Source organism: Vibrio ouci, assembly GCF_004551525.1.
Taxonomy (GTDB): Bacteria; Pseudomonadota; Gammaproteobacteria; order Enterobacterales; family Vibrionaceae; genus Vibrio; species Vibrio ouci.
In genome coordinates this window covers 38,045-61,019 of the sequence record NZ_SATR01000021.1, presented here as the reverse complement: position 1 = coordinate 61,019, position 22,975 = coordinate 38,045, and the positions used below count along the sequence as shown (strand labels likewise).

Sequence of the window (22,975 nt, the reverse complement as noted above, 5' to 3'; positions counted from 1 at the left end):
TTAGCGTAAAGCGTTAGGGTTACGCTCTCTTTGTTGCAGCTCGGCAATGTTAAACTGACGTACGTCTAGTGTCGCTAAATCATTGCACTCTTTGCATGAGTGGTGGCACAAACCATCAACATACTCATGCTTGGCAAGCATACTTGGTTTTTTACACCAGTCACAGATGCCTTCGATCGTAAACATAATACTCTCCTCACCTTTATAATTTAGGTGTTATTTTCGCGGCAAATTATGGCATAGAGAACATGGATTGGTTAAGCATTTGTTATGTTTAATGGGAGGGGGATCGATTGCGCAGCTTGGTATTGCAAGGCTTATCGTATTTACACCACCTATTGATACGCATTTTGTAACTATTTGTTAATAACTTTAAGAATCAGTTTTAACGCTTGGTTTAAACGTTTCATTTCTGCGTCACTGCCTTTCAAATCTGGATGGTAGATTTTAGACAATTGCTTGTAACGGGCTTTTACCTGCTTTTCATCGGGAATAGCGTTTGGGCTATAACCAAATAACGCGCAGGCGAGGGTGAGTGGTTTGTCTTTAGGGGTAGAATCTGCGCTAGGAGCTTTAGGCGTCGCTGCCTGCTGTTTTTTGATATGGCGGTAGAGCGTCTCTAGCTGACGTTTTTGCTGCTTTAATAGCTCATCTTTGCGCTTTAGCTCTCGCTCTAGCTTAATCTGTTTTCGCTTGGCTTCATCGTCGAGCTCTGTTGATGAGAGTGAAAGACGCTGATTGCGACGAAATAGCCAGCCAATGACCAGTAAGCTTGTGCCTAGTAGGGCTAAAATCCCGTATAACGTCATATTCTGTGCATCTTGGCTGTTGGCTATCGACTGTGCTTTTGGGCTCACTTCAATATCGGTCGTATCAAATGCGACTTCAAGCTGATCAATGGCCGCAACTTGTTTTGCGCGACGGGCATTAAATTGTGCCTCTAACACGCGCGCATAGTCTTCCTCTGCTTGAGGGTTCGTGCGTGACGCTTCTTGATACCATAGCTCCGCTAAGTCGAGGGTATCTGGGCTTTGTTTGAGATCTTCGTAAAGCTTACCGAGTAATCTCGCCGCATCCGAATTGCCATTGCTTGCTGCTTGGCTGAGCCAGAAAATCGCGTTTTCAGTATCTGATTTGGTTCCCTCACCACTAAGATAAGCGTGTCCTAATGCCGAAGCTGCGGTACTGTTGCCATTTTGCGCAGCCTGCTGGTACCAATAAAACGCTTCTGATTGCGATTGTTCGACTTGGTCACCTGTGGAGTATCGGTTAGCTAATTCTAGTTGGGCTTGGACGTTTTGGCTCTGCGCACTTTGGATAAGCTCTTCAATAGATTGCCCGAGGCATGAAGAAGACAGAAATAATAAAAGTAGGGAGAGTGTGCGCAAAAGTGACCTCAAAATGGCTAAAACCAGCTTAACTATTGGCTAAGTATATCAATTCGTACGCAGAGATAGAGCAAGATGAGTGAAAATTGTGTAACCAATACTAAATTGGCTTCCGAAGAAGCCAATTGTTAGTCAATGTACTGGTGCAACGTGACTTATTTAAGCGGTAGAATTTGGATCTCTACACGACGGTTACATGCACGACCTGTTGTAGTGTCGTTAGTGCATAGTGGGTAACGCTCGCCATTACCACGTGCCACTGCGCGGCCAGCCGCTACACCTTGTGAAACTAGGTATGAGCGTACAGATTCAGCGCGGCGCTCAGATAACACTTGGTTTGTTGTATCGCTACCAGTGCTGTCTGTGTGGCCATCAATCACTAGGCTAGTATCTGGGTATTCAACAAGGATACGGGCAACACCACGTAGAGTGTTGTGGATGCTTGGGTCAAGTGCGTAAGAGCTCGAATGGAAGCCGATGCCATTTTCTAGACGAAGCAGTAATTGGTTCTCACCAACACGTTCAACTTGAACGCCTGAGTCTAGCAGCTCCTTACGAAGTGCTGCCTCTTGCTGGTCAAAGTAATAACCTACGCCGCCACCAACAGCTGCACCGCCTGCTGCGCCAATTAGTGCATGCTTGCGACGTTCATCAGCGTCATCACCCGTAGCTAGGCCAACTGCAGCACCAGCTAGAGCGCCGAACAATGCGCCTTTCGTTGCCGAGTTAGTTTCTGATTCACCAGTGGTCGCGTTTTGGCGTTGAGTTGCCTGACAGCCAGTAAGTGCGATTGCGACAGCCAATGCGAGTGTTAATTTTTTCACGATAACGTCTCCGTGTATTATGCTAGTTCCCCGTAATTCATACGGGTTTTCGATCGACAGTGAATAAACCTTATGATATTCGTTATGTCAAATCTAAAAAGCATAATTTGACACAATATGACAATTGGCGTCTGTTTTTTGAACTACCTGAGCATTTTAGGCGCTTGTGCACCATTGATCGGGCGACTGACTGAAACAGTGCGACCTTTCTTCAAACCGACCTCATAGTCATCAGTGAGGTTCTTCATCGCTTCTCTAAGCTGCTGCTTGAAAGTCTCACGATCGATGTTTTGAAACTCTTTGTCGATGTAATCATCAATTTTCTTCGCTGAGTCTTCGTCAGGGCTGATAATTGGCAGCTTTTCGAGTGCGCCTTCAACCCAGCCCGAAAGAAATGAATTCACGCGTCGGGTAACTTCAGCATTGGAGGTGCCTGAACCAGCAAAACCGTTACGGAATCGGCCCGTTTGCTCGTTCATTTCACGATAAATAATATCGAAGGCAAAGGCTGCGAAGATGGCTCGGTCTGCTTCACCGATAAATTCCACGCGCTTTAGCCCTTTGTGATTCAGTAGGACTGCTTCAACACCAAACTTGGTGTTAATACCACGAATGATCCTTAGGATATTCGAACCGACGTTGGCTGGGAGTAGGTGTGTCGATTGAGTTTTGCCCATCTTGATAAACTCGATATCGTCTTTATCTAAGCCGTATTTCAGCATTAGACGATGAGCCATTTTAATCGCATTTGCTGCTTCGTTTACGTTGGCTGAGTTACCAAGCTCTAAACATTTTGCAATTTTTTTAAGGGCTTTCTGTTTATTCATTGACCGGAACAAATCTCATTAATTTTACGAAGTCGGCCATTTTACCGTGTTATGAGTTAAAACGGAAATAATCCAACGCATGAACGGCGGATGTCAGAGGAGATAGAAACCCAGATAGGTGCGGGACACGGTACCGAAAACGAATCGGACTTATGCGGTGAGTTTCACTGTGCGGAGTTTGTAAAAAGCCAATAACACGCCACCACCCGTGGTGGTAGCGCGTATAAACATTACGGACGAGCGACGAGTTAGATGCCTAGTTCATCAAGCAAGTCGTTTGCATTGGCACCACTCGCCGCCTCAGACTTTGTCTCTTTATCCGACTTCATTTTTTGCTGAGCTTTTTCCAAAATTGTATCTGGGCATTCGTCTTCAGCTGACTCGAACTCTTCTAGTTGGATAAATTCAGTTTTATCCATCGCAAGTTCTAAGTAGAAAATGTTGCCTTGGTCGGTAGAGAAGGTCACACGACGAGCTTGCGGACGATCAAGGTTAGTATCAACCGAGAGGTTCACTTGCTTATTCAGCGCCAGCATTTTCGGTTGGTTCTGAGTAATGTGGGTGTGAAGATCTTTACGGACCTGATTGGTAAAGTTACCGACCAATTGGTTCATCAGTTCGCCTAGTACATCCGCTACTTCATCTGAGGTGTGCAGGACAGCAAGCTCTTCTTCAGGCATCCCCATATTGCGCATGTAGTTTGTGTAAACTTCTAGCGCAGCTTTAGAGGTGAAGTTAATAACCACTAAACCTGAGAAGCCACCATCGAAAAGAACAAAACAGCCAAAGTCAGGTTTTAAACTGGTTTTGGTGATTTTTTGCACCATGGCTGAGTATGTAATTTGCGAGCTGGTTGCGGAGCTCAATACACCAGAAACGGACTGGCATAGCTTTAATAGAATATCTTCTGTTGTGACAACTTTATTTTTTTTCATGGATGATTCGCTCATAGAAACACTTTAAATTGTTTTTATTCATTTTAAGTGTGGGAAAAAAATGCGATAAGTTCCATTCTGACACTGCATTTCTGTTTTGATCACCCTTTTAAATGTTGTAAAGTGACGAGATTCAAATAATAGTTCAAATTATAGCGAACCCAGTGCTGATTGGATCAGCGTCGTAGGGAGCAGGAAGCCAATGTTACCAAGATTACATTCTCAGTCGGATGTGGATCCGATTGTACTCACCTTTCTAAAAGAACTCGAAGCCGCTGGTTTTACAGGCGATATTGAAAGTCAGTTTTCTAGTCGTTTAGCGGTTGCCACTGATAACAGTGTTTATCAGCAGTTGCCTCAAGCCGTTGTTCACCCAAGAACCACCCAAGACGTGGTGTTAATCGGCAAGCTAAGCAACAATTCCCAATGTGAACGCATTACCTTTTCTCCTCGTGGGGGCGGTACCGGAACTAATGGTCAATCTTTGACTAAAGGGATTGTGGTGGATTTATCGCGTCATATGAACAAAGTCCTTGAAATCAATGAAGATGAAGGCTGGGTCCGAGTTCAAACGGGTGTGGTCAAAGATCAGCTTAATGATGCGGTTCGTCCATACGGATACTTTTTCTCTCCCGACCTATCAACCAGTAACCGCGCGACACTTGGCGGCATGATCAACACCGACGCATCCGGCCAAGGCTCTTTAAGGTACGGTAAAACCTCTGATCATGTGCTCTCTTTACAAGCGGTGTTTGCTGATGGATCGTGTATTGAATCCGATTTATCTCGCGGAATGCCAGAAGAAGGCGAGTACGCGTTTAATGCTTTCCATACGACCGAAAAAGTGTGCCGTGATAAACGAGCGCAGATTGATGCGAAATTTCCCCCGCTTAATCGCTTCCTAACCGGCTATGACTTAAAGAACGCGTTAGACGTGGAACAAGACCAATTTGACCTAACTCGCGTGCTGTGTGGCGCAGAGGGCTCTTTAGCCTTTATCACTGAAGCTAAGCTCAACCTTACCCCAATTCCCAAAGCCCGTACTTTAGTGAATGTTAAGTACAACAGCTTCGAGTCGGCCTTACGCAATGCACCATTTATGGTCGAAGCAAAGGCACTGTCGGTTGAAACGGTTGACTCAAAAGTGCTGAACTTAGCTAAGCAAGATATTGTTTGGCATACCGTTAGTGATTTGCTCACTGATGTTCCTGGCAAAGATATGCAGGGGATCAACATGGTTGAGTTTGCTGGTCAAGATGAGCAAGAAGTCAGTGCTCAGGTTGAAGCATTAAGCCAGCGCCTTGATGCCATGATAGAGAACAATGAAGCGGGCATTATTGGCTATCAAGTGTGTAGTGATGTGGCGAGTATTGGTCGCATCTACAACATGCGTAAAAAGGCCGTGGGTCTGCTTGGCGCAGCAAAAGGTCGAGCAAAGCCTGTTGCCTTTGCAGAAGATACCTGTGTGCCACCTGAGAACTTAGCCGACTTTATCGTAGAGTTTCGAGAGTTGCTTGATGCGAAATCACTCAACTACGGTATGTTTGGCCACGTTGATGCGGGCGTATTGCACGTTCGTCCTGCTCTTGATTTATGCGACCCTAAGCAAGAAGCTCTGATGCATGAACTTTCTGATGAAGTGGTCAAGCTGGTGGCGAAATATGGCGGTCTGATGTGGGGCGAGCATGGTAAAGGCTTCCGCTCAGAGTATGGTCCTGACTTCTTTGGTGAAGAGCTGTTTACCGAGCTTCGCCGAGTCAAGTCTGCGTTTGACCCACAGAATAAGATGAACCCGGGTAAGATCTGTACGCCGCTAGAAAGTAATCATGAATTGGTCAAAGTGACTGACACCAAACGTGGCTACTATGATCGCCAGATCGACGTAGAAGTACGTGACAGCTTCAAGCAAGCGATGGAGTGTAACGGCAACGGCTTATGCTTTAACTACGATACCTCGTCGCCAATGTGTCCATCGATGAAAGTGACCGCGGATAGAAGACATTCGCCAAAAGGGCGCGCTGGTATGGTGCGAGAGTGGCTCCGTCAACTGACCGATCAAGGAGTCGATATTCTCGACTTAGAAAAGCAGTCCTTGCAAGAGAGCGCTTCAATCAAGACTATGATTGATCGCGTTCGCAATAGTTTAAATAAACGTCATGAGTATGACTTCTCTCATGAAGTGTATGAGGCGATGAATGGCTGTCTAGCTTGTAAAGCGTGTGCGAGCCAATGTCCGATTAAAGTGGATGTCCCAAGCTTCCGCTCGCGCTTTTTAAACATCTACTACTCACGTTACCAACGTCCAGCGAAAGATTACTTGGTGGCGAATATTGAAAGCATGCTGCCAGTATTGGCTAAAGCGCCTAAGCTGGTTAATGGAGCGTTAAAGCAGCAATGGGTTCAAGATCTCACGGCTAAGTCGGTTGGCTATGTGGACTCGCCGCTGCTTTCTATTCCTACTTTGAGTAAGCGCCTTGTTGGACTTAAAGCTTTTGATCTCCAGGCGTTAGCTGCGCTATCAAAAGAAGACAAAGCGAATCACGTTGTGATCGTTCAAGACCCATTTACGAGTTACTACGACGCTCAAGTAGTCGAAGATTTTGCTACGTTAGTGAGTAAGTTGGGTAAGACACCGGTATTACTGCCGTTTAAGCCAAATGGTAAAGCTCAGCATGTGAAAGGCTTCCTTAAGAAGTTTGCCGACAATGCGAAAAACACCGCGGCGTTCTTGCAACAAGTAGCAGATATTAATATTCCTTTAGTTGGTGTCGATCCTGCACTGGTGCTCTGCTATCGAGATGAGTATCAAGAGGTGCTACAGGAAAAACGTGGTGACTTCCAAGTTCTAACGGTGCACGAATGGCTAGAGCCTAAGTTAGCCGAGTTTGAACAGCAAGCACCTAATGGTGATGAGCCATGGTACTTGTTTGCCCACTGTACTGAAAAGACCAAGATGCCAAATGCTGAGAAAGAGTGGGGAGCTATTTTTGCCCACTTTGGCGCACGACTCGATACTATTCCGGTCGGCTGTTGTGGTATGGCGGGTACGTTTGGTCATGAGGTAGATAAGCTGCAGATGTCGAAAGATATTTATGGCCTGAGCTGGAAGCCAAGGTTGCAAGACTTACCTAAGGAGCGCTGCTTAGTGACGGGCTATTCTTGTCGAAGCCAAGTGAAACGCTTTGAGCAGGAAAAGGTTCAGCATCCGCTGCAAGCACTGCTCCAGATAGTGTAAATCTAAATAGCTCAGCCTTAATGGTTGAGCTATTTTTATAGGTAACTCAATTTTAGGGAAAGTACATGGATGTATTAGAGCGCAAAATCCCGCCTGTGGCCTTGTTTGTCTTATTCGTAGTTGCCATCAATCATATCAGCCATGAGTTTATTCGTTTTACGGTTAGTTTACCGCTGAACGTAGTGGTGTTTTTAGTCTGTTTTGTCGTGGCTGGATTTGTCGGTATCGCCGGTGTATATGAGTTCAGGCGAGCTCAGACCACGGTTAACCCGGTAAAAGTAGATACTGCTTCTACAGTGGTGGATAGTGGCATTTTCGCCTATACACGCAATCCTATGTATCTCGGTTTATTTCTACTTCTATTTGGCTTTGCTTATTGGCAGCAAAACCTTTTCTCAATCGCGTTTTCTTTTACATTCATCCTCTATATGAACCGCTTCCAAATCCTGCCAGAAGAGCGTGCTTTAGAGTCTCTGTTTGGCGCGTCATACATTGATTACAAACAAAGGGTTAGACGTTGGATTTAGCGTCTCTTATTTAGTCTGCAACGAAAAAGCCCTGCTTAAATCGCAGGGCTTTGTATTTATGTGCTGTTCAAATTGTCTTAAGCGACTTTGACACTTGGCAGTAGTGCCTCTGGCATCAAATGGTTATGTACCGCTAGTTTAAGCAGTGCATTGGCCGCTTCGATGTCTGGTGCGAAGTAACGGTCTTTATCGTAGAACGAGACTTTCTCACGCAGGATCTGCTTGGCTTCTTCAATGCGAGCCGATGACTTATTTGGCGCGCGGAAGTCTAGCCCTTGTGCTGCTGATAAGTACTCGACCGCAAGAATGCCGCGAGTGTTCTCTGCCATGTCACGCAGGCGTCGGCCAGCGAAGGTTGCCATGGATACGTGGTCTTCTTGGTTGGCTGAGGTTGGCAAGCTATCTACAGACGCTGGGTGAGCAAGGGTTTTGTTCTCGCTCGCCAGTGCTGCTGAGGTAACCTGAGCAATCATAAAGCCCGAGTTAACGCCGCCATTGTCAACCAAGAATGGTGGTAGTTTCGAAAGCGCGCTATCAATCAACAGAGCCATACGGCGCTCTGACAGGCTGCCAACTTCAGCAATTGCTAAGGCCAGGTTATCCGCTGCCATTGCAACAGGCTCGGCGTGGAAGTTACCTCCAGAAATAATATCGCCATCTTCCGCAAATACTAACGGGTTATCTGACACTGAGTTCGCTTCGACTTGCAAGATATCTGCAGCATTACGAATTTGCTGTAAACATGCGCCCATTACCTGAGGCTGGCAGCGCAGTGAGTAAGGATCTTGAACCTTTTCACAACCAGTGTGCGACTCACCGATATCGCTGTTGATATCAAGTAAGTGGCGATACGCAGCGGCAGCGTCCATTTGTCCACGGTGGCCACGTACGCGGTGAATACGAGGGTCAAACGGACGGCGGCTACCAAGAGCAGCCTCTACCGACATCGCGCCACACACTGTTGCTGAAGCAAACAGATCCTCTGCCGCAAACAGGCCCTCTAGTGCAAAAGCAGTCGATGCTTGAGTTCCGTTTAAAAGCGCTAGGCCTTCTTTTGGCGCAAGCGTAATAGGCTCAAGTCCTGCAATCTTAAGCGCTTCAATACCGGAAATGATTTTACCGTTATGACGCGCTTGGCCTTCCCCAAGTAGCACTGTACTCATATGGGCTAGGGGAGCTAAATCACCTGACGCGCCTACTGAGCCTTTTTGCGGTACGCATGGGTAGACTTGAGAGTTTACCAAGTCGATCAGCGCTTGAATCACTTTTAGGCGGATACCTGAGTAACCACGTGACAAGCTGTTGATCTTTAATACCATCATCAGTCTAACGGTTTCGTCAGACATAAACTCGCCAATACCTGCTGCGTGAGAAAGAACAATGCTCTTTTGCAGAGTTTCTAGATCTTCTGGAGCAATGCGTGTGTTGGCTAAAAGACCAAAACCAGTATTAATGCCATAGACTGTGCGATCTTCTGCGATAACTTGCTCAACGACTTGGGTGCTTTCTTCAATCGCTGGTACCGCACTTGAATCCAAAGTTAGATTGATTGGCGAACGGCTCACTTGACGCAGTAGGGCTAGGTTAAGTTGTCCCGGCTTAAGTGTGAGGTTTAACATCTTCATAATCCTTATTTAAGCTTACGCAGTTCTTCGTTTAGCATTGGTAAATCTAGGCCTTGCTCTGCGGCACACTGCTTAGCGATATCGTAGCCAGCATCAGCATGACGCATAACACCCGTTGCTGGGTCGTTATGTAGAACGCGAGCAATACGCTCTGATGCATCTTGGCTGCCATCACAACAAATTACCATACCTGAGTGTTGTGAGAAGCCCATACCAACGCCGCCGCCATGGTGTAGAGAAACCCAAGTTGCTCCGCCTGCAGTGTTCAGTAGTGCGTTCATTAGTGGCCAGTCAGAAACTGCGTCTGAGCCATCCAACATACCTTCAGTTTCGCGGTTCGGGCTGGCAACAGAACCAGAGTCTAAGTGGTCACGACCAATTACGACTGGCGCTTTTAGCTCGCCATTTTTCACCATCTCATTGAAGGCTTGACCTAGGCGTTCACGATCTTTTAGTCCAACCCAACAGATACGAGCAGGCAGACCTTGGAACTGAATACGCTCACGCGCCATATCTAGCCAGTTGTGTAGGTGCGGATTATCTGGAATCAGCTCTTTTACTTTTTGGTCTGTCTTGTAGATATCCTCTGGATCACCGGATAGTGCTGCCCAACGGAATGGGCCAATACCTTCACAGAACAGCGGACGAATGTAAGCAGGAACAAAGCCTGGGAAATCGAATGCGTTTTCGACGCCTTTTTCTAGTGCCATCTGACGGATGTTGTTGCCGTAATCGAGTGTCGCTGCACCGCGCTCTTGCAGAGCCAGCATCGCTTTCACTTGGATAGCCATTGATTCTTTTGCTGCGTCAACCACCATAGCTTCATCTTTTAGGCGCATCTCTGCTGCATGCTCCATTGACCAACCAATTGGCAGGTAGCCGTTTAGCGGATCATGAGCTGATGTTTGGTCAGTCACGACATCAGGAGTAATGTTGCGCTCGACAAGCTCAGGGAATACGTCAGCAGCGTTACCTAGTAGACCAACAGAAACTGGCGTTTCTGATTCATAGATAATCGCTAATGCTTCATCTAGGCTGGTGGCTTTTTTATCAACATAGCCAGTACGTAAGCGGTAGTCGATACGTGACTCATCACATTCAACCGCAATCATTGAGAAGCCTGCCATTGTCGCAGCGAGAGGCTGAGCGCCGCCCATACCGCCAAGACCACCCGTTAGCACCCAGCGGCCTTTTGCTTCACCATCAAAGTGCTTTTTCGCCACTGAGACGAAGGTTTCGTAGGTGCCTTGAACAATGCCTTGAGAGCCAATGTAGATCCAGCTTCCCGCGGTCATCTGCCCGTACATCATCAAGCTTTCTTTATCGAGCTCGTTGAAGTGCTCCCAGTTCGCCCAGTGAGGCACAAGGTTAGAGTTAGCGATCAGTACGCGAGGGGCATTCTTATGCGTTGGAAAAACGCCAACAGGTTTACCTGATTGAACCAACAGCGTTTGATTATCTTCTAGACGCTCTAGTACTTCGACGATCTTGTCATAACATTCCCAGTTACGGGCTGCACGGCCGATACCACCATAAACAACCAATGAGTGCGGGTGCTCAGCAACATCAGGGTCTAAGTTGTTCATCAGCATTCGAAGCGGTGCTTCAGTTAGCCAAGATTTTGCTCTCAAGGTTGCCCCGTGTGGGGCACGTATAGTCCTTGTAGTATCGAGACGCATATCCTCTACTTGGCGCTGTGTCATGGTAAAACTCCTTGTTGTTCACGTTATTCAGACAAATAGGGGTCTTTGATACTGATGCATCCTATTCATTGCCCGCTATTTGGTTGATTGTTATTTTTCTGAAAAGGCGTTCGCGATATCCCAGCATAATCGTGCGGCAAGACGGGCGGTTTGACTGTCTACGTCGTACGTCGGGTTGTACTCTGCGATATCGGCTAAGGCCAGTTTTTGTTTGTAGTGCAAAATTCGGTCGATAAAAGGCGCGATCGTATCAATGCTCACCCCGCGTGCCGCCGGCGCACTGACGCCAGGGGCCGTGGCTGCTGGGAAAACGTCTAAGTCGATGGTGAGATAGATAAAGTCGCAATTATCGATAAAGTGCTGTAGCTGAGTTAAGTGATAGACCTGATTGAGAGGCGTGAGCTCTTTGTCCTCTATGTACCAGACATTTAATTCATCTGCGCGTTTGAAAAGCGCTTCAGTGTTGCTGGCTTTACTTACCCCTAAGCAGGCATAGTGAAATGGCCAGTCGTTCTCAAAGCAATATTTTTGAATTTGATTAAATGGGGTTCCTGAGCTCGGTTTTACTTCAGCACGTTCGCTTTCAAATGCGCGTAAATCGAAATGTGCATCGAAGTTGATAATACCGATCTTCGGTGGCTTGGCTGGATTAATATACTCAAAGTAGCGTGCTAACCCTTGGAACGATGCCCATGCGACTTCATGGCCCCCACCTAAAGTAATCACAGGGGTAGACTTGAGAGCGGTAGCAATCACATTGGCGCATTGGTCTTGGCTTTGCTCAAGTAAATCATCATCACAAATGACGTTGCCTAAGTCGATGAGGTGGCTCTCTTTATGCCATGCCATATTAGCCAGAGCGCGCCTGATTAAATCTGGGGCACGGTGAGCACCAATACGTCCTTTGTTGCGAGCTACGCCAGCATCACAACAAAAACCAAGAATGCTGATGGCATTGTGGTAGGGCTGCAATTCAGTGACTTGCATTTGCTTTACCACATGGTGAACACGTTTTCCTTGCGCACCATCTTCTGCGTCGTGACGGCCTTGCCAATGAAACTCAAGGCTTGTAGTTAATTGATTAGACATGATCTAACTCTCCGGCCACAAGGCGTGCAGAAAGTCGTGGCGCGCCTTGGAAATAGCTAAACTCAGCAGGGTGAGAAATATCCCAGATTGCCAGATCAGCATCAAAGCCTGTGACAATCTGACCTCTCGACTCACCATAGCCGAGTGCCTTGGCTGCATTTGAGGTCACTCCGCGTAGTGTTTCTTCAGGAGTCAGGCCAAACAAAGTGCAACCCATATTCATCATCATAGTCAAATCTGCAAATGGCGATGTGCCGGGGTTCAAATCTGTCGCGATTGCCATCGGGACTTTATGTTGACGCAGCAACTCAATAGGTGGAAGTTGGGTTTCTTTAAGAAAATAAAATGCGCCCGGTAAAAGTGTCGCAACGGTGTTGGAAGCCGCGAGCGCTTTGACGCCATCTTCATCCAAAAACTCTATATGGTCGGCTGAAAGGCCGGAATAGCGCGCAGTAAGAGCGCTGCCACCTAAATTAGACAATTGCTCAGTGTGGCCTTTTACATTAAGGCCATGTTCTGCTGCAGCTTGAAAGACCTTTTCTGTTTGCGTCAGGTCAAAGCCTATCGATTCGCAAAAGACATCAACGCTAGTTGCCAACTGCTCTTCGGCGACTAGTGGGATGATCTCTTTGCAAACCAGTTCGATGTAGTCATCTGGGCGGCCAGCGTATTCTGGAGGTAGAGCGTGCGCTGCTAGCAGTGTAGTGGAAACACGAATTTTTCGATGCGCTTCGAGTGCTTTCGCAGCGCGTAGCATCTTGAGCTCGTCATCGATAGTTAAGCCATAGCCTGATTTAACCTCAACAGAGGTCACGCCCGTTTGGATTAAACCATCGAGTCTTGGTAACGCCAGTTCGGTTAGTTGCTCTTCACTGGCTTGGCGAGTTGCTTTAACCGTGGAAAGAATACCGCCACCTTGTTTGGCGATCTCTTGATAAGGAACGCCGTTAAGACGCATTTCAAACTCGTTTGCGCGGCTACCAGCGAAAATCAGGTGGGTGTGGCAATCAATGAAACCGGGGGTAACTAGCTTACCTTGGCAATCGTAAGTGTTTTGGGATTCGATCGGTTGTTGCGAGACAGCGGCGATTCGCCCATCTTTGATATGTAAATGGCAAAGAGGGGAGAGGGCATAGCCATCTTGGCCCGGTGTCATTGAGACGACCTTGGCGTTCGACAAAACGAGATCACTGCAAAAACTCATATCGGTTGCTCTGATTTAAATGTATATACAATTATTCGTTCAAATCAGATAATTGATCAAGTTTAATGTTGCGAAAATGTGATCAGTAAAAAGTATGAAATTCTTTATCAGAGCAAAACTTTAGAGCTTAATTTGTATCGAGTACCCGGATGGTAGAGTAATGCCGTGCTGACTAAGCGTTCGTCACTCCAAGTTCTACGGTTTAGTAGAAGGCAAGGCTCGTTGACAGCCAGTCTGAGCGCAGAGCGGACGGCGTCATCAGCAACGATCGCTTCAACCGTATGTTCAATGGCACTGAGTGGGCAGTTTTCCGAAAGGTATTGGTTGGGCGTCATTTGTGAAAAGTCTTGCTCTAGGTAGTTCGGCGCATAGCTTGCGTTAACCCAGCGAAGTTCTAGTTGAATCGGTGACTTGTCTTCAAAGTGGATGATTTCACTATAAAAAACTTCACTGCCTAGCATGACGCCGAGCTTCATCGCCACCGTGTCATCAGCGGTAAGCGAAACCTGCTTGATCACTTTACTGCTGTATTGTTTGCCTCGCTGTTCTACTTCTTTAGCAATGTTACGAATATCGAGTAGTGGTGACTCCGCTTTGTCGTCAGGAGCGCAAACAAAAGTGCCTAGGCGAGGACGCCTTACCAAACGGCCTTCAGCAACCAAGTCTCGAATCGCTTTATTCACTGTCATTCTGCTGACCTTAAACTGCTTGGTCAGCTCAAGCTCAGTGGTAATGCGATGTCCAACCGGCCATAGACCCTTATCGATTTGATCGGCAATAAATTTCTTAATCTGCAAGTAAAGAGGCGAGTTACTCATAAAATCATCATTTTTATATTTGACTATACAAATGGTTATACATTTATACGATTAATGCAAGTGATGAGCTCTCAGGGACAACTAAATCTTTTTAGTGTGCACGTTTTTTCGGCATACGACTCGAAAGCGCTTGCATAAATGACGCCATCAAGATAAATCATTAAACACAATAAATCATAAGGACAGTTTATGTTTGGAAAGTTAAAGGCTTCTTTAGGAATTGGCGCTGCGAAAGTTGATACGGTTTTAGACAGTATGTCTGTCTTTCAAGGTGAGACACTAACAGGCACGGTTCATATCAAAGGTGGAGACGTTGAGCAGCAAATTGATGCGATTAACCTAAAGCTTTGTACTGAAGTAAAAGTGGAAAGCGATGAAAGCACCAGTTACCAAGACTTCATTATTGGTAAGCTTCAAGCCGTTCAACCTTTTGTTATCCAGCCAAACGAAACCAAACAAGTGCCTTTTGAATTCAGATTGAATGATGAAACGCCTATCACAGCGTTAAATGTTCTCAAGAATCTGTGTCATGTTTGGGTAGAAACGACCCTTGATATTGATTTTGCCATCGATCCTAAAGATCGTGACTTTGTTGAAGTAAAACCGTTGCCAGTAGTCTCCAAGGTACTTTCTGCTATCGGACAAGCGGGTTTTGCCATGGTTAAAGCGGATGTCGAGAAAGGGCACTTACGAGGTGGTAACTTCTCTTCTAAGTCTGGCTGTTACCAAGAAATTGAATTTCGTAGCAATGGCTTTATCAACCGCAAAGAAATTGAAGTCTCATTTATACTTGATGGCAATCTGGTGCACTGCTTAGCGGAAGTGGATCGCTCATTTAGCATGAGAGGTGACCAATACGTCTCATTTTCGCTCGCAAAAGATGCCTCTGACAGTGAAATTCACTCGGTGGTAAACCGCATCTTGTCTATCTAGCCTCATCGGCGCCAAAACGATAGCGGAAAGCGATACCGAAAGCGATATCGGTACTGTTGTCAGCATTAAACATATTCTCTACCGCAGTGAGTTCCACTGCGGTATTTTTGAGAGTATAACGATAGCCGTAAGTAAACTCGGTTGAAGGCTCGGAGAACTCTCCATCATCATCTGTGACACCTTGTAATACCACTAGCTGTGCGATGAGCGTGTGCCTATCGTAAAGCTGATAGCGGTAACTTGCACCAACCATCCAAGTACGATCGCGATAGGGCATTTGTTCAAACACGGTGGGCGTGCTGCGAAAAGTAATAGCGGCAGTCGCGTCTAATGAATGGGCGTCGCGAACATAGCCATAGTTAACCTGCAGTGCTTGCTCAAAATCTGATGAGCTGAAGATGCCATGTGAAGTATCATTGTAATAGAGTGACAGTCCAAGCGATGCCCCGTGGTGGGGTAGCGTATAAAGTTGATACTGAAGATAACCAGTCAGAGCATGGCTTAACGTCTCCCCTCTAAATCCCTCTAGCTGAATGCCGTATTCAGGCATATGAATCACAAAGCGATGATTTTCGACATTATCTCGGCCATTCTGTTCTAAACCAAAAAACTCGTGAAACTTTTTTGTTGGGCTATCAAGATGATTATTGCCAGCGTAGTTCCAACGATAATGAAGATCCAATTGCCAGTTTGAACTTAACTGCCACTTGGTCCCGAGCGCGATTTGGTTTTGATAGTAATCGAGCTCATATTTATCCGTCACAGCCCAAATACTTGAGATAACACCAGCGGTATAAACCTCATAGTTCGAGTTTGGCATCGAGAAGCCAGAGCGAAGTTGAGGGGAGAGATTATTGGTATGAAAAGGTGACTGAGTATAGGTTTGCACTGGGCCAAAGCCGTCGTCAGATAAGGCTTTGGCAGGCATTAGGAGGCTAGCAAACGCAGTGAACAAACCAGCGTATACTCGCATAACCGCCTCCCAACTTTATTATTAAGCCTTCTATCAAAAGCTAGTTTAAAAGTTTGGGTATTGCGAAAAATTACGGCCTAGTAAGACTAGGCCGTAATGAGTTTAAGCTGCGCTTAGGTGTGTCGTAATGTAGGGCTGCCAAGCGTTTTGATACAGCTCTTTAGATTCACGACGCATGTTGCGGATTTGCGCTTGTTCAATCTCGTTGAAATCACGTGATTCAATAGCAGCAGTACGTTCGATTTTTTGAATCCTTTCGTAAATTGCATGCTCTGGGCCGCTTTTCACATCAGCAATTGCTTTTAAATGAAGCTGAACTTCAGCAACCAGATTGGTTTTAGGCAATTGCACTAAAAGGTTAAGATCGCGATAACCGGAAGCCGCGGGTTTCTTGAAGCGGTTTTTGACTTTAACGATGGTAGTTTCACGGTTTAGCACCTCATAAGCAGACATCAAGCCTTCAATATCATCCGCTACGATAGTTGCTCGCGCTAGGTCAGTAATACGCTCCGTTTGACCATCTAGCTCGTAGGCGATTTTCTCTTTTGCACGTTGAGATGACTTAACACCCGCAAAATATGCGTCTGTTGATGTTAATAGTGCGGTGCTTTTACATAGGGTTTCTAGCTCGGCTTGAGCTTGGTGCGCTTTGCTGTAAAGCACATCGAAATCAGAATAAGGTTGTACTGGTGAAGACGAAATAGATTGAATGCCGTAAAGGCCGCTTAGGTTATGTTTGAATGCTTTCGAGCAAACCTCGTTCTGATTGGTTGAACGGTTTTCCTCGTTACCTGGTGCGGGTGGAATAGCAGCAAATGCAGGTGCGCGGCTGAGCATTAGAAGCATCAGGGCCGTCGTTCGCAAAAATAGGCTCATTCACTCTCCTTAGATGTGTAGGGCTTAGCTAAAAAGGTGTCGAAAAAAGATTCAATCACTAGCGCTACTCATCTGTACTTATTAAATGGGGCTGCTATTCACCATTCCAAGCAGCACCGCCTTGCTCTTGTTCTGAACTTTGAAGTCACTCTCAAAAAATCCGAGCAATTGTTTAGAGTTCATCTTTGAATCAAGGTTCATTGCTAACTTGTAAGCAAGTATAAACGGCGAACATGAACTTAATCTGAATAGAGTTTTCATCTTGTTGTTAAACGGGGATACCACTTGTGAGCGCTTTCAGATAGGCTATGCCCACTAAAGTCAGTCAATGAGAATGATAATGAGAGATCCCGAGTTTTGGCATGGTAAATGGGCCGCCAACCAAATAGGTTTTCACTTGGAAGATGTGAACCCACTATTGATCCAATATTGGAATCACACTAAGCCTAATCACCAAGATAAAGTCTTTGTCCCGTTATGTGGTAAGTCAGAAGATTTGGTTTGGCTAGCGACAAAGCATGAAGATGTGCAAGGCGTCGAGTTAAGCAATATTGCCGTTCGAGCTTTCTTTGCTGAACATTTCTACACCCCAATGGTGATGCCAGTCAATGGGCAGCATGAGCTATTTCAGTTTGATGAACTGTCGATTTATACCGGCGATTTCTTTACTGCGCCGATTCAACCAGTCGATATTGTTTACGATCGCGCGTCTTTGGTGGCGCTGCCAGAAGAGATGCGTGCTGAGTATGTGCAAAAAATCAAATCACTACTCAAGCCGGGCGCGCGTATATTGTTGGTCAGCTTGGACTATCAACAATCAGAGATGGCAGGTCCTCCGTTCTCAGTTGCGGAGCAAGAGATTCGTTCACTCTATTCTGAGTTTAAAGTGACCAAACTTTATCGTGATGAAGCGGGTGATGATCACCCTAAGATCGCCAAGAAAGGGCTATCTCGATTCGCTGAAGAAGTGTATCTCATCGAATCTTAAAGTGATTGCAACGAAAAAGGCCTGGTCAGTGAACCAGGCCTTTTAGTTTTCGAACAATAAAATGAATTAGTAGATCACTTTTACTTTGGCAGCGCTTGCTACTGCGTCTTCGATAGCTTGTTCGATAGTGTCTCGACGTGTGATAGCGACACCTAGACGGCGGCGGCCATCGATATCAGGTTTACCAAACAGACGGACTTGTGTTTGTGGTTGTGCTAGTGCCTCTGCCAAACCATCAAATTGGATGTTGGTTGACGTTCCTTGACCTAAAATTACCGCAGATGCTGCTGGGCCATATTGAGTAATGCCCGCAATTGGCATACCGGTAAACGCGCGAACATGAAGGGCAAACTCAGAGCTGTCTTGAGACATAAGAGTGACAAGGCCTGTATCGTGAGGGCGAGGAGATACCTCATTAAAGATAACAGTGTTGCCTTTAATAAACAGTTCAACACCAAAAATACCGAATCCACCTAGTGCGTTAACGACCTTGCCTGCCGCATCTTGAGCTGCTTCCAACGCTTTGTCAGACATGGCTTGTGGCTGCCATGACTCACGGTAATCTCCATCTTCTTGGCGGTGACCAATTGGCGCGCAGAAGTGCACACCGTCAACCGCGCGTACAGTGAGTAGAGTGATCTCATAATCAAAGTCGATAAAGCCTTCGACAATCACACGCCCCGCACCAGTACGACCGCCTTCTTGAGCGTAGTCCCAAGCTTTTTCAACGTCTTGAGGAGTTTTGATAACGCTTTGTCCTTTGCCTGAAGAGCTCATCACTGGTTTGCATACACAAGGAATACCAACTGCCTCAACAGCGGCGGCAAACTCTTGATAGTTGTCTGCAAAGCGGTAAGGTGAGGTAGTCAACTCCAGCTCTTCTGCTGCAAGGCGACGAATCCCTTCACGATTCATTGTTAGTTTAGTGGCATTAGCGGTAGGAACGACATTTAGCCCTTTAGCTTCAAGTTCGACGAGCGTATCGGTTGCAATAGCCTCGATCTCAGGTACGACGTAATCAGGTTGTTCTTTAGCGATGATCTCTTCTAGCGCTTTACCATCAAGCATATCCAGTGTGTAACTGCGATGAGCAACTTGCATGGCTGGTGCATTTTCATAGCGGTCACAGGCGATGACTTCAAGGCCAAGACGTTGGCACTCGATGGCGACTTCTTTGCCAAGTTCACCAGAGCCTAAGAGCAGAACACGTGTCGAATTTTTAGCTGTCGCAGTACCGAACATAAATAACCTTAACGTTTAAGAGGAGTAATATCTGTGACGCATAATACTCAAGCTTAGAGAAAAAGCAAACGTTTGCGTGCGCTGTTTGACGATTTTAGCTATCAGATGTCATCACTTAGTCTAAATGAATGAAAACATGGCTATTTATTCGACAATACTGACTTGGTTCTCAAGTTTTAATTAATGTATTGATGGATTTATATCTAATTAGGCCAAATTAAGTAAAACCTAACGATCAGACATATAATTTCTGTGAATTGTATTACTCTTAACATTTAACTGGCTTCAGTATTCATGCAGTATGACCCGAAAAACTCAGTAAAAATCCCTATCAATACGTTGACGACGGGTATGTTTGTCACCGCGATTGAAGATAGCAAACGAGTAAACCTAGCCAATGCTGGGCGCGTTTCTTCGCAGCAAGCAATTAAACAGCTAATCGACAATGGTATTAAGTTTGCGTGGGTTGACCCAGAATTGTCGGTAAAAGGCAGCGTGTTTAAACCTGCCATTGACCCGGAGCCTGAAGAAGAGGTGGCAGAGGACGTTAAACCAGTCAAAAAGAAAAAGCTCAGCCGTTTTTCTCAGCAGCAAAAAGCACAAAAAATCATTCGTGATGCAAAAGGTTTAGCGCAAAAAATCTTATCTCAAACCTTTGAGGGCAAGCCGTTCGAGTTAGATGAGCTGGATGTCATGGCTGATGATTTGATTGAGTCTGTGTTGTTACATTCCGACGCATTGCATTGTGTCTCAGCGCTGCGTACCAAAGATGAGTATTTACTTGAGCATTCAGTCAATGTTGCCACGTTGCTGGTGACGTTTGGTAAGTACCTTGAACTGCCGAGAGACATGCTCAAGCAGATGGCGATTGGTGGCATTGTTCATGATGTTGGCAAGATTAAAGTGAATGACAAGGTTCTTCACAAACCGGCTAGATTGACGCCAGAAGAGTTTGAACACATGAAATTGCACCAAGTGTTCGCTAGTGAAATTATTGTGACTATAGAGGGCTTGAGCGATGTCAGTCGAGATGTGTGCTTAATGCATCATGAAAAGCTTGATGGCACTGGGTATCCAAATGGATTAACGGCTGACCAACTGCCACTGCATGGGCGTATGAGCTGTATTGTCGATATCTATGATGCGCTGACGGCAGACCGCTGTTACAAGCAGGGGATGAGTCCAGCAGAAGCATTTAAAATTTTACTTAGCCTAACGCCTAACCACCTTGATAAAGAATTGGTTTATAAGTTTATTAATTGTATCGGTGTGTATCCTGTGGGTGCCATCGTAGAGCTAAGTGATGGTCGAGTAGGTATTGTTTGGACTTCTAATTCGAATGAACCGCTTAAACCTGAGATTAAATGTTTTTACTCACGCAAATATAACCGCTTTATCGATGTCGCGTTTGTTAACTTGAAAACATCACAAGTGAAAATTGAAAAGGCAATCGCGCAAAGTCAGTTAGAGGTGGATGCAACCCGGTTCTATGAAGCTTAAATCAAAAACAAACACCATTAAAAAAGGCGCTGTTTAGCGCCTTTTCTTATTACAGTTCTAGGTAAGTCATTGGAATGTCTGGGTTCAATGCTTCTAGCGTTGACTGAGTCGTTGCTAAGTGACTGATTGTCCCTTCAGACACTTCAACTAATGCAGCCGATTCAATGTCTTCAAACTTCTGACGATCCAGTAGCAGTTGAATTAAGGCAACTTGAAGTGGTGGCAGGCTAGGGTTGAAGGCTGCATTTTCAGCGTAAGCGCCTTGGTATACTTTACCATTAGCCATTTTCAGCGCGATACCGCTTAGGTTATGAGTATATGGTGCATGACTGCGGTTTAGAGCGGCAATCGCCAGTTGTAACACTTCGTCATCTTCTTGGCTTTGCTTACCGTGATCAATGTTAGTCATTAATGCCGACGTGATACCAAGATCTGCAGGGCCAAATGATTCTGGTAGGTATTCTTGCAATGATTTGCTGTCACGTTCAGGAAGTTGAATCTGCAATTTATCGGCGGTTGAAAGCTCGTTCATAAATTGGCGGCAATGACCGCATGGGCTGAAGTTGATAGTGATATCGGCAACGCCTTGTTCACCCTTCATCCAAGCGTGGCTGATCGCTGATTGCTCTGCATGCACGGTTTGACCCAGTTGCACACCATCAAATTCAACATTAGCACCGAAATAAAGTTTTCCTGATAGGCCACGAACAATCGCACCAACGTAAAAGTTAGACAGTGGAGCATAGGAGTAAGCTGCCGCGAATGGAAGTAGAGTCACACGAAGCTCGGCGTCTTCAAGGCCAGAAATGGCTAACAGCTGTTCAAATTGCTCGGAAGAAAGCGTCGCGTCAAAATCGTCAGCAAGAAGGATAGGAGATAGGAAATCTGCTACGTTTTTTGGCGCTTCAGCTAACGCCTGTTCAATGCGGCTTCTCATAGTGAATCCTTTATATAACTAAGTTGATATCTTTGAGTTTAGAGCGTGAATGCAGGCTATAAACCACGATATTGGTATTACATTTTAGGTAAAACGAAGAATACTTCAGAGATGTAGATCACGCATTTGAATGTAACGACTGATTGGCTTGCATAATTAGAGTGAGCTCACACATGATAACGATTGCATTGAATCAATTCGTGATGTGTATCGAGCTGCAATAAGCAACTCGATACATTTTAGTTAGGCAGACAGCCAGACAGCGAGTGTAAAGAATGAAGGCGCGAGAATAGAAGTAATGACGCCGCAAACCACCAACGCAAGTGAGCTAAACGCTGCATCTTGAGGATCTTTCTCGGCACAAGTCGCGGTGCCCAGAGCGTGAGACACTGTGCCCATGGTTAACCCTTTGGCAATTGGGTGAGTAATGTTGAGCAGATTATAGATAGGGTAAGCCATAATCGCGCCAAACAGACCGACAATCAGTACCAAGATGGCTGCGATTGCGGGCTCTCCGCCAAGGTGGCTAGAGACTTCCATTGCAATTGGGGTGGTCACCGATTTACCGAGTAGACTGGCAATTAAGGAAATATCCGCTTGCAGATAGACAGCAATCATAGATGCGGTGAACATCGACATCACGCTGCCTACGCCGCAGGCTAGCATGATAATTCGCCAGTTGGCGCGGATTTGTGGCAACTGCTCGTAGAGTGGAAACGCTAACGCGACAACAGCCGGTTGGAGAAGGTAGTTAATCCATTGGTTGTCCGCATAGTAAGTCTCGAACGGCACTTTCAAGTAAGTCAGGATCGGGATAATGACTGCAATGCTGACTAACAGCGGATTCATAAATGGGCTATTAAACTTCTGACAAAGCCAACGCGCAGCAAAGAAGACCAATATTGTAACCATTAACCACATTATTTTTGTCCTCCTTTAAGCATGCGATCCAGCATTAAGCCGAGCAGGACTAAAACAATTAAGGTACCGCCAACTGCGCTGGCTAAAATTGGCAGAGCGTTATCAATTAACATATCAAAATGCTGCATCAGTCCGACACTGATAGGGACAAACAACAACACCATGTAGCGAATGAATAATGTTGCACCTGGCTTAACCCAATTTGAAGGGACCAAGCCACTCGCCATCAGGCCAAACAGGATCAACATGCCAATGATGCTGCCAGGGATCGAAATATCGAGAAGGTGTTGAATGTTAATGCCGGCCAACAGGCAGAGAAATATCAAGCCGATGGAGACGACATATTGAAGCAAGGTTTTCGCCATAATCTAGTGATGTCCAACTGTGAGCTTTCAGTCGGATGAAAGCTCTAATGATTTCAGAGCCTAAT

General features: G+C 45.9%; 21 protein-coding genes. 5 read left to right on the top strand and 16 right to left on the bottom strand.

Going from position 1 to position 22,975, the window contains the following annotated elements:
- From ELS82_RS14515 to ELS82_RS14495, 5 genes are all read right to left on the bottom strand, one after another.
- Window positions 1-186, bottom strand: a complete 186-nt coding sequence (locus tag ELS82_RS14515; RefSeq protein WP_134836117.1) for a hypothetical protein — start codon at window positions 184-186, stop codon at window positions 1-3.
- A gap of 170 nt (window positions 187-356) precedes the next feature.
- Entirely contained in the window at window positions 357-1,388 is a 1,032-nt protein-coding gene (locus ELS82_RS14510) for a J domain-containing protein (RefSeq protein ID WP_134836116.1), read from the bottom strand.
- A gap of 155 nt (window positions 1,389-1,543) precedes the next feature.
- Window positions 1,544-2,212 (bottom strand): YiaD family glycine zipper/OmpA-like lipoprotein, encoded by a 669-nt coding sequence (locus tag ELS82_RS14505; RefSeq protein WP_053441541.1) that lies wholly within the window; start codon window positions 2,210-2,212, stop codon window positions 1,544-1,546.
- Between the two features lie 143 nt (window positions 2,213-2,355).
- Window positions 2,356-3,039, bottom strand: coding sequence for a DUF2786 domain-containing protein (locus tag ELS82_RS14500; protein WP_134836115.1), 684 nt, complete (start codon window positions 3,037-3,039; stop codon window positions 2,356-2,358).
- 248 nt (window positions 3,040-3,287) lie between these two features.
- Window positions 3,288-3,974 (bottom strand): DUF3334 family protein, encoded by a 687-nt coding sequence (locus tag ELS82_RS14495; protein WP_134836114.1) that lies wholly within the window; start codon window positions 3,972-3,974, stop codon window positions 3,288-3,290.
- A gap of 202 nt (window positions 3,975-4,176) precedes the next feature.
- On the opposite strand from ELS82_RS14495, the gene ydiJ reads away from it, so the two are divergent.
- A complete protein-coding gene (ydiJ, locus tag ELS82_RS14490; protein WP_134836113.1) occupies window positions 4,177-7,209 on the top strand; it encodes a D-2-hydroxyglutarate dehydrogenase YdiJ in 3,033 nt (1,010 codons plus the stop codon).
- Between the two features lie 65 nt (window positions 7,210-7,274).
- Window positions 7,275-7,736 (top strand): methyltransferase family protein, encoded by a 462-nt coding sequence (locus tag ELS82_RS14485; protein WP_134836112.1) that lies wholly within the window; start codon window positions 7,275-7,277, stop codon window positions 7,734-7,736.
- A 77-nt stretch (window positions 7,737-7,813) separates the two neighbouring features.
- On the opposite strand, the gene hutH is transcribed toward ELS82_RS14485, so the two are convergent.
- The 5 genes from hutH to hutC all read right to left on the bottom strand — a co-directional run bounded on the left by hutH (window position 7,814) and on the right by hutC (window position 14,175).
- Window positions 7,814-9,361, bottom strand: coding sequence for a histidine ammonia-lyase (gene hutH / locus ELS82_RS14480; RefSeq protein WP_208733180.1), 1,548 nt, complete (start codon window positions 9,359-9,361; stop codon window positions 7,814-7,816).
- A 5-nt stretch (window positions 9,362-9,366) separates the two neighbouring features.
- On the bottom strand, window positions 9,367-11,064 hold the full coding sequence (hutU, locus tag ELS82_RS14475) for a urocanate hydratase (RefSeq protein ID WP_134836110.1): 1,698 nt from the start codon (window positions 11,062-11,064) through the stop codon (window positions 9,367-9,369).
- A gap of 90 nt (window positions 11,065-11,154) precedes the next feature.
- Window positions 11,155-12,153 (bottom strand): formimidoylglutamase, encoded by a 999-nt coding sequence (hutG, locus tag ELS82_RS14470; protein ID WP_134836109.1) that lies wholly within the window; start codon window positions 12,151-12,153, stop codon window positions 11,155-11,157.
- Window positions 12,146-13,357, bottom strand: a complete 1,212-nt coding sequence (gene hutI / locus ELS82_RS14465) for an imidazolonepropionase (RefSeq protein ID WP_134836108.1) — start codon at window positions 13,355-13,357, stop codon at window positions 12,146-12,148. The genes hutG and hutI overlap by 8 nt, the downstream gene beginning before the upstream one ends.
- A 107-nt stretch (window positions 13,358-13,464) precedes the next feature.
- Window positions 13,465-14,175 (bottom strand): histidine utilization transcriptional repressor HutC, encoded by a 711-nt coding sequence (gene hutC, locus ELS82_RS14460; protein WP_134836107.1) that lies wholly within the window; start codon window positions 14,173-14,175, stop codon window positions 13,465-13,467.
- A 189-nt stretch (window positions 14,176-14,364) separates the two neighbouring features.
- Between hutC and ELS82_RS14455 the strand changes: the two genes are divergently transcribed.
- Complete coding sequence (locus ELS82_RS14455; protein ID WP_134836106.1) at window positions 14,365-15,108, top strand: sporulation protein; 744 nt, start codon at window positions 14,365-14,367, stop codon at window positions 15,106-15,108.
- On the opposite strand, the gene ELS82_RS14450 is transcribed toward ELS82_RS14455, so the two are convergent.
- A complete protein-coding gene (locus tag ELS82_RS14450; RefSeq protein ID WP_134836105.1) occupies window positions 15,101-16,081 on the bottom strand; it encodes a DUF3187 family protein in 981 nt (326 codons plus the stop codon). The genes ELS82_RS14455 and ELS82_RS14450 overlap by 8 nt on opposite strands.
- Before the next feature lie 102 nt (window positions 16,082-16,183).
- The gene (locus ELS82_RS14445) at window positions 16,184-16,957 is read right to left on the bottom strand and encodes a nucleotidyltransferase family protein (RefSeq protein ID WP_134836104.1); all 774 of its coding nucleotides are present in this window, start codon (window positions 16,955-16,957) and stop codon (window positions 16,184-16,186) included.
- A 340-nt stretch (window positions 16,958-17,297) separates the two neighbouring features.
- Here ELS82_RS14445 and ELS82_RS14440 point away from each other — a divergent pair, with 340 nt between their 5' ends.
- Window positions 17,298-17,945, top strand: coding sequence for a thiopurine S-methyltransferase (locus tag ELS82_RS14440; RefSeq protein WP_134836103.1), 648 nt, complete (start codon window positions 17,298-17,300; stop codon window positions 17,943-17,945).
- 66 nt (window positions 17,946-18,011) lie between these two features.
- Here the strand turns inward: ELS82_RS14440 and purT are convergent, their stop codons facing one another.
- The gene (gene purT / locus ELS82_RS14435) at window positions 18,012-19,187 is read right to left on the bottom strand and encodes a formate-dependent phosphoribosylglycinamide formyltransferase (RefSeq protein WP_134836102.1); all 1,176 of its coding nucleotides are present in this window, start codon (window positions 19,185-19,187) and stop codon (window positions 18,012-18,014) included.
- A 294-nt stretch (window positions 19,188-19,481) separates the two neighbouring features.
- On the opposite strand from purT, the gene ELS82_RS14430 reads away from it, so the two are divergent.
- Entirely contained in the window at window positions 19,482-20,687 is a 1,206-nt protein-coding gene (locus ELS82_RS14430; RefSeq protein ID WP_134836101.1) for a cyclic di-GMP phosphodiesterase, read from the top strand.
- Window positions 20,688-20,736: 49 nt separating this feature from the next.
- On the opposite strand, the gene cdd is transcribed toward ELS82_RS14430, so the two are convergent.
- The 3 genes from cdd to ELS82_RS14415 all read right to left on the bottom strand — a co-directional run bounded on the left by cdd (window position 20,737) and on the right by ELS82_RS14415 (window position 22,910).
- On the bottom strand, window positions 20,737-21,624 hold the full coding sequence (cdd, locus tag ELS82_RS14425; RefSeq protein ID WP_134836100.1) for a cytidine deaminase: 888 nt from the start codon (window positions 21,622-21,624) through the stop codon (window positions 20,737-20,739).
- Between the two features lie 243 nt (window positions 21,625-21,867).
- Complete coding sequence (locus ELS82_RS14420) at window positions 21,868-22,545, bottom strand: CidB/LrgB family autolysis modulator (RefSeq protein WP_134836099.1); 678 nt, start codon at window positions 22,543-22,545, stop codon at window positions 21,868-21,870.
- Window positions 22,545-22,910: a CidA/LrgA family protein gene (locus ELS82_RS14415; RefSeq protein ID WP_134836098.1), complete on the bottom strand. Its 366-nt coding sequence runs from the start codon at window positions 22,908-22,910 to the stop codon at window positions 22,545-22,547. The genes ELS82_RS14420 and ELS82_RS14415 overlap by 1 nt, the downstream gene beginning before the upstream one ends.
- Between the last annotated feature and the right edge of the window lie 65 nt (window positions 22,911-22,975).

Excerpts from the sequence above, each read along its gene's own strand:
- ELS82_RS14515 (WP_134836117.1), bottom strand. The coding sequence starts at position 186 with ATGTTTACGATCGAAGGCATCTGTGACTGGTGTAAAAAACCAAGTATG.
- ELS82_RS14500 (WP_134836115.1), bottom strand. The coding sequence starts at position 3,039 with ATGAATAAACAGAAAGCCCTTAAAAAAATTGCAAAATGTTTAGAGCTT.
- ELS82_RS14495 (WP_134836114.1), bottom strand. The coding sequence starts at position 3,974 with ATGAAAAAAAATAAAGTTGTCACAACAGAAGATATTCTATTAAAGCTA.
- ydiJ (WP_134836113.1), top strand. The coding sequence starts at position 4,177 with ATGTTACCAAGATTACATTCTCAGTCGGATGTGGATCCGATTGTACTC.
- ELS82_RS14485 (WP_134836112.1), top strand. The coding sequence starts at position 7,275 with ATGGATGTATTAGAGCGCAAAATCCCGCCTGTGGCCTTGTTTGTCTTA.
- hutH (WP_208733180.1), bottom strand. The coding sequence starts at position 9,361 with ATGAAGATGTTAAACCTCACACTTAAGCCGGGACAACTTAACCTAGCC.
- hutU (WP_134836110.1), bottom strand. The coding sequence starts at position 11,064 with ATGACACAGCGCCAAGTAGAGGATATGCGTCTCGATACTACAAGGACT.
- hutG (WP_134836109.1), bottom strand. The coding sequence starts at position 12,153 with ATGTCTAATCAATTAACTACAAGCCTTGAGTTTCATTGGCAAGGCCGT.
- hutI (WP_134836108.1), bottom strand. The coding sequence starts at position 13,357 with ATGAGTTTTTGCAGTGATCTCGTTTTGTCGAACGCCAAGGTCGTCTCA.
- hutC (WP_134836107.1), bottom strand. The coding sequence starts at position 14,175 with ATGAGTAACTCGCCTCTTTACTTGCAGATTAAGAAATTTATTGCCGAT.
- ELS82_RS14455 (WP_134836106.1), top strand. The coding sequence starts at position 14,365 with ATGTTTGGAAAGTTAAAGGCTTCTTTAGGAATTGGCGCTGCGAAAGTT.
- ELS82_RS14450 (WP_134836105.1), bottom strand. The coding sequence starts at position 16,081 with ATGCGAGTATACGCTGGTTTGTTCACTGCGTTTGCTAGCCTCCTAATG.
- ELS82_RS14445 (WP_134836104.1), bottom strand. The coding sequence starts at position 16,957 with ATGAGCCTATTTTTGCGAACGACGGCCCTGATGCTTCTAATGCTCAGC.
- ELS82_RS14440 (WP_134836103.1), top strand. The coding sequence starts at position 17,298 with ATGAGAGATCCCGAGTTTTGGCATGGTAAATGGGCCGCCAACCAAATA.
- purT (WP_134836102.1), bottom strand. The coding sequence starts at position 19,187 with ATGTTCGGTACTGCGACAGCTAAAAATTCGACACGTGTTCTGCTCTTA.
- ELS82_RS14430 (WP_134836101.1), top strand. The coding sequence starts at position 19,482 with ATGCAGTATGACCCGAAAAACTCAGTAAAAATCCCTATCAATACGTTG.
- cdd (WP_134836100.1), bottom strand. The coding sequence starts at position 21,624 with ATGAGAAGCCGCATTGAACAGGCGTTAGCTGAAGCGCCAAAAAACGTA.
- ELS82_RS14420 (WP_134836099.1), bottom strand. The coding sequence starts at position 22,545 with ATGTGGTTAATGGTTACAATATTGGTCTTCTTTGCTGCGCGTTGGCTT.
- ELS82_RS14415 (WP_134836098.1), bottom strand. The coding sequence starts at position 22,910 with ATGGCGAAAACCTTGCTTCAATATGTCGTCTCCATCGGCTTGATATTT.